The following is a 6,454-nucleotide window of genomic DNA, read 5'->3' as shown; positions in this document are numbered from 1 at the left end:
ATTATGAAATTGGACAACGTTTAGGACTCGAAAACTTGCGTGTACTTTCTCCCAAAAATGATGTACTGAATAAATTGGTTGTTTTTGTTCCTAAGAACTATGCTCAAGAGCTTAAAAAAGCTCTTTATGAGGCAGGTGCTGGACACATAGGTAAATATGCTGAATGCTCCTTCCAAACAGAAGGAATCGGTACCTTCACCCCACTCGAGGAAGCAGATCCTTTTATTGGAACAACAGGCGAAAATGAAAAGGTTGAAGAAAGTAAAGTTGAGGTTATTGTTGACAATTACAAACTGGGTAAAGTTATAGCAGCAATGCTGAAAGCTCACCCTTATGAAGAAGTTGCCTACGACGTTTATGCCTTAAAGAATCAACATCAAGAATTAGGTTCTGGAATGCTCGGAGAATTGCCTTACGAGATGGATACCAAAGAATTTCTAACATTGATAAAAACCAAATTTAATTGTGGTGTAATTCGTCATACAAATATCCATAAAGAACAGGTTAAAAAAGTTGCATTTTGTGGTGGTTCTGGAAGCTTTTTATTGGGGCAAGCTAAAGGCGCCGGAGCAGACATTTACATCACAGGAGATTTCAAGTATCACGAATTTTTTGATGCTGAAAACCAAATTATTATTGCAGATATTGGACATTTTGAAAGCGAACAATACACTCCTCACCTTTTAGAGCGTATTTTGAAGAAAAAATTTATTAACTTTGCAGTTCGTTTAACAGGAGTAAATACAAATCCTATAAATTATTTTTAGCGCGATATGGCTACAAAAACTAAGGAAGTTTCGACTATAGCAGAAAAACTAGATGCTCTTATCAATCTACAGAGCATTGATTCAGAAATAGATAGAATACGTACAATACGTGGAGAATTACCTTTAGAGGTTGAGGATCTTGAGGATGAATTGGAAGGTTTAGAGACAAGAATCAACAAAATGAAGGATGAGCTTAAAGATCTGGAAACAGAGATTACAGATCGTAAAAATGCTCAAAAAGATTCTCAAACAGCTATTTCTGCTTACAAAACGAAGCAAGATAACGTTAGAAATAATAGAGAATTCGAATCTTTAAGTAAAGAAATTGAATTCCAGGAATTGGAAATCAAATTAAACGACAAGAAGATCAAAGAAGCAAAAGCTCGTATTGAAAACAAGAAAGAGGTTTTGGCTGAAGCTACTGAACGTTTCGAGGGGAGAAAGAAAGATTTAGACGCTAAGAAAAGTGAACTAGACGCTATCATCGCTGAAACGCAGAAAGACGAAGAGAAATTGATCAAGAACTCTGAAAAGGCACAAAAGAAAATCGACGATAGATTGGTTAAAGCCTACAACAGATTAAGACAAAACGCGAAAAACGGTTTAGCCGTAGTTCCTGTAGATAGAGATTCTTGTGGAGGATGTTTCAACAGAATCCCACCACAAAGACAAATGGATATTCAAACTAAACGTAAGATTATCGTTTGTGAGCACTGTGGAAGAATCTTAGTGCCAGGAGAAGAATAAAAATAATTTGTATGAAAGAAGGTTGTCAGTTTTGACAACCTTTTTTTTGTCCTTCCCTTTCCATTAATCAATACACAAAAAAAGACTGCTCCCTAATGGAAACAGCCTTTCATATTCTAAGCTTATTATTTTATACTTTTTCTACAAACTCCATGATTTTATCATAACAGTATTGTAGTTCTTCATTTGTAGTACAATAAGGCGGATTTAAGAACATAATATTTCCTAAAGGACGCAACAACATGCCATTCTCTAAAAAGAAGTTGTAAGCTTCATCTCTAATGTTAGAGAAATAGGTATTCCCCTCCCCTGTTTCAATTTCAAGGGCCATTATCGTCCCCGTAATTCTAATTTCACTTACTTTCTCATGCTTATCATTTGCAGCTTTAAATGCCTCATGACTCGCTGTAATTCTATCCAAGTTTTCCTTCAACTCTGGTTTAGCAAACAAATCTAAATTTGCACATGCCACAGCACATGTCACAGGGTTACCCGTATAGCTGTGCCCGTGTAATAAAGCTTTCACTTTCTCATCATCTAAGAAACCTTCGTATAAACGCTCGGTTGCAACGGTAAGCCCCATAGCTAACGCTCCTGCTGTTAAACCTTTTGATAAACAAACAATGTCTGGCTTGGCTTCAATGTGATCCATAGAGAACATCTTCCCCGTTCTCCCCCATCCTGTCATAACCTCATCAAAAATTACCAAGGCATCGTGTTCTTGAGCGAGTAATGTAAGTTTGTTTAAGAACTCCGGACTGTACATACGCATACCTCCTGAACCTTGCACCAAGGGCTCAACTATAATACCTGCAAACTCTCCTGTTTTCAAAAACTCTTCGGCTTGTTTTAAGACCTCTTCTTCTTTATCTTTAAATGGAAAGTCCAAGTAGTCAACATCAAAGAAAAAATGTTCAAATGGAGCATTGAAATAAGAACGTTGTCCTACTGACATTGCACCAAAAGTATCACCATGATAAGCACCATCTAGGGCCAATACTCTCTTCTTATCAATGCCTTTATTGTACCAAAACTGGAAAACCATTTTCAAGGCAACCTCTATCGCTGTTGAACCATTATCTGAAAAGAATACTTTGGTAAACTTTTCCGGTAAAATACCTACGATACGTTCTGCTAACTCTACGGCCTTTGGATGTGTAACACCCGCCAATAAAGTATGGTCTAAAGTTTTAAATTGTTCTGCTAAGGCTTGTTGGATATGTGGATGACCATGTCCGTGAACATTTACCCACCAAGAGGAGTTACAATCAATATAACTCTTTCCATTTTCATCGTATAAATAACTTCCTTCGGCACGAACAATTGGCAATGCATCACCTGCCGTTTTCATTTGAGTAAAGGGATGCCAAACGTATTTTTTATCTCTTTCTAAAAGTTCGCTCATTACAATTTCTCTTTAATAATTTGTGCTTGTTCTTGTATAAAATTTGGTGTAATTTCTTTGGCTAAAGGAACTCTGTAGATTACAGGAATACCGTATTTTTTCGCAATGATACTTTCTGTAGTCTTATGTTCCTCCCCTACGTAAATAATTCCTGCAATTTCGATTCCCTCGCGTTGCATTAAATCTATAGTCATCATCGTATGGTTAATACTACCTAAGTAGTGACGCGATACAATGATTGTAGGTAAATTAAAGTGTTTAAACAGGTCTAAATAGGTTTCGGCCTTTGCATTGAATGGAACCATCAAACCTCCAGCGCCTTCAACTACTAGATTTGCATCAACCTCTGGAACTTTAAAATCTGACAATTCTATGTTTACACCATCAATCTCTGCTGCCGCGTGAGGCGACATTGGTTCTGATAAAGCAAAGCGCTCTTGCATGACGCGTACCTTGTTTGAACAATACTTTTGGACTTTTTTGGTATCAGAAAAATTGAGATCTCCTGCTTGTACAGGTTTCCAATAATGTGCTTCCAAAGCTTCGCTTAATATTGCACTCACCACAGTTTTTCCAACGTCTGTTCCTATACCTGTTACTGCAAACTTCTTAAACTCTTTCACGGTTCGTAATTTTCTAAACTATTGTTGTAAATTTTCCTTCCTAAAAAAAGTCCAACCTTTTCGGCTGGACTTTCTTTGATTATGATCTTAATTCTGCTTTCAAATCTTTTTCCAGCAGTCCTCTAATCTTTTCCATGACGGTATCTACCTGTTTATCTTTCAAGGTTTTTTCAGCATCTTGGAAAGTAAAGCTTACTGCGTAAGACTTCTTACCTTCTTCCAATTTATCACCTTCGTAAACATCGAATAGATTAATATCCTTTAAAATTTTCTTATCCGCCTTGCGCGCTAAAGTAACGATCTCGGCAAATGTCACTTCCTTATTTAGTAATAAAGAGAAGTCACGTCGCACAGCGAACGTTTTGGGCAATTCTGTAAATTTCACCTTGTTCATTTTCATGGCATCCACAATTGCATCCCAATCTAAATCTGCAATAAATACATCTTGCTTAATACCAAAGTGTTTCTTCATTTTTGGAGAAATCCATCCTATTTCTCCCATCTTAAATTTCAACACATTTAACTGAACACCATCTACTAAAATAGACTTTTTCAATTCTTTCTGTTGTAGCATTCCGGCTAACCCTAAACGCGTAAAGATAGCTTCTACGTGTGCCTTTAAGGTATAGAAATCAACTTTTGCTTTACCTGCATTCCATTGTTCCTTTTCCTTCAGTCCTGTTAATGCAAAAACCAAACGCGTATTCTCGTTGTATTCAGCATCAAATTTTCTGTATACTTTTCCAAATTCGTACAATTTCAAATCTGGGTTTTGTCTGTTCTGGTTGTGCGCTACACTTTCCAATGCTCCAAAAATCAAGGACTGACGCATTACATCTAGGTCTTGACTTAAAGGATTTAACATGGCTACGTTGCGCTCTGGAGTTAATACTTCTCCACCTAATTTTTCAACGTATGTGCTTTGCGTTAACGAGTTGTTCATCATTTCAGATGCACCCAAAGAAGTCAACAACTCGGCAACAGTATACTGTAATTTCTCTCTATCCACTTTTGGTCGAGCAGATAAAGATGTGTTCAATTTTGTAGGAAGCGGTATGTTATTGAATCCGAAAATCCTCAACACTTCTTCAATCACGTCTGCCTCTCTTGTTACATCAACACGGTAAGCTGGAATCTGCAATTGAGCGACTCCATTTTCTTTACTTAAAATTTTGATGTCTAAGTTTGTCAAGATCGCATCTACCTTATCTTCGGCAATTTCAGTACCGATTAAACGGTTACATCTGTCGTAAGAAAACTCAACCTTTACATTCTCTATAGGATTTGGATATAGGTCTGTTACTTCAGAACTGATTACACCTCCAGCCAATTCTTTGATCAACAAAGCAGCTCTTTGAAGAGCGAAAGCTGTCATATTTGGATCCACTCCTCTTTCGAAACGGAAAGATGAATCTGTATTTAATCCATGAGCTTTTGCCGTTGTTCTTACTGATACTGGATTAAAGTAAGCTGATTCTAAGAAAATAGCTGTTGTATCCTCTTTCACTCCTGATTCCAAGCCTCCAAAAACACCTGCAATACACATGTTTTGCTCGCCGTTAGTAATCATTAACTGATCACCAGCTAAAGTTCTCTCTTCTTCATCCAAAGTAGTAAACTTAGCTCCTTCAGCAGCAGTTTTTACAACTACATTTCCATTCACTGTTCTTAAATCAAAGGCATGTAAAGGAGAACCTAATTCGTGCATTACATAATTGGTAACATCCACAACATTATTGATTGGAGATAATCCAATAACACGTAAAGCGTTTTGTAACCATTCTGGAGAAGGTGCTACTTGAATGTTACTTATAGTAACACCGGCATATCGCGGACACAAGTCTGAATTCTCAACTGAAACGTTCACCGTTTCTGAAGTCTCGTCTACTTTAAAAGCTTTAACAGATGGTAAATCTAGACTTAAGTTAGCATCTTCATGTACATTTAAGTATGCCACCAAATCTCTGGCAACTCCAATGTGTCCCATTGCATCGGAACGATTAGGAGTTAAACCTATTTCTATTAAATAATCATCTTCTAGATTAAAGAAAGAAGCTGCTGGCATTCCTACCTCAGTTTCTTCAGGTAAAACCAAGATACCTGCATGAGATTGTCCTAAACCAAGTTCATCTTCGGCACATAACATACCTACAGATTCTACTCCTCTAATTTTAGATTTCTTGATTTTAAAAGCTTCTTCGGGAGATGGGTAAAGCGTACAACCTACAGTTGCCACAACAACTTTTTGTCCGGCTGCCACATTCGGTGCTCCACATACAATTTGTAATGCTTCACCGTTATTAACATTTACCGTAGTAACTTTTAACTTGTCTGCATTTTCGTGGGGCACACAAGTTAAAACTTCACCTATCACAACACCTTTCAATCCTCCTTTTACACTTTCAACTTTTTCAAGACCTTCAACTTCTAGTCCTGTATCGGTTAAAATCTTAGAAATTTCTTCTGGTGTTTTATCTGTATTAACGTAGCGTTTAAGCCACTTGTATGATATTTTCATTTCTCCTTTTTTGAGCTTAGTAACGAATTTAAAACACGAAAATAATCATCGCATTTCATCGCTTTTTCAATCGCCCCCAAAAGTAAAAAAATTGTTCTGATTTTAAAGGAGAACTAGCTCCTAAAAAGCCCTTATACTTTGTAAGTTGCTAACACATCTGGCTTTTTGGGTTTAGGTTTTCCCAACATCAAATCCAGGTGCAAGCGCAAGACCTGTCCCATGGTCTCACAATTCTCAAATCTATCGGTTTGATGATACTCATTCAATTCCTTTTTTAAACTATCTCTTTTTTGATCTGTAGAGAGCACATCATCGTGCATGGAATTCAACAAGTTAGTTAATCGTGTACGTGCAACATGGTACCTCTTTTTCATCAAAGTTCTTTCCTCATGTT

5 protein-coding genes and 1 pseudogene are annotated in these 6,454 nt (G+C 37.0%); 2 read left to right on the top strand and 4 right to left on the bottom strand.

Annotation, left to right across the window (positions count from 1 at the left end):
* Together R3333_RS11600 and R3333_RS11595 are read left to right on the top strand one after the other, a co-directional pair.
* A partial coding sequence (locus R3333_RS11600; protein WP_318958943.1) for a YqfO family protein occupies positions 1-767 on the top strand: 767 nt, incomplete at its 5' end.
* A 6-nt stretch (positions 768-773) separates the two neighbouring features.
* Complete coding sequence (locus R3333_RS11595; protein WP_318958942.1) at positions 774-1,514, top strand: zinc ribbon domain-containing protein; 741 nt, start codon at positions 774-776, stop codon at positions 1,512-1,514.
* Positions 1,515-1,644: 130 nt separating this feature from the next.
* On the opposite strand, the gene bioA is transcribed toward R3333_RS11595, so the two are convergent.
* The 4 genes and pseudogenes from bioA to R3333_RS11575 form a co-directional block, all read right to left on the bottom strand.
* On the bottom strand, positions 1,645-2,919 hold the full coding sequence (bioA, locus tag R3333_RS11590) for an adenosylmethionine--8-amino-7-oxononanoate transaminase (protein WP_318958941.1): 1,275 nt from the start codon (positions 2,917-2,919) through the stop codon (positions 1,645-1,647).
* Positions 2,919-3,542 (bottom strand): dethiobiotin synthase, encoded by a 624-nt coding sequence (bioD, locus tag R3333_RS11585; RefSeq protein WP_318958940.1) that lies wholly within the window; start codon positions 3,540-3,542, stop codon positions 2,919-2,921. Before bioD ends, bioA begins: the two co-directional genes overlap by 1 nt.
* Positions 3,543-3,621: 79 nt before the next feature.
* On the bottom strand, positions 3,622-6,060 hold the full coding sequence (pheT, locus tag R3333_RS11580) for a phenylalanine--tRNA ligase subunit beta (protein ID WP_318958939.1): 2,439 nt from the start codon (positions 6,058-6,060) through the stop codon (positions 3,622-3,624).
* Between the two features lie 131 nt (positions 6,061-6,191).
* Positions 6,192-6,454, bottom strand: a pseudogene (locus R3333_RS11575) (hypothetical protein); the annotation flags it as partial.

Source organism: Lishizhenia sp. (assembly GCF_033720595.1).
Lineage (GTDB): Bacteria > Bacteroidota > Bacteroidia > Flavobacteriales_D > Crocinitomicaceae > Lishizhenia.
This window is presented reverse-complemented; position numbering and strand designations above follow the sequence as displayed.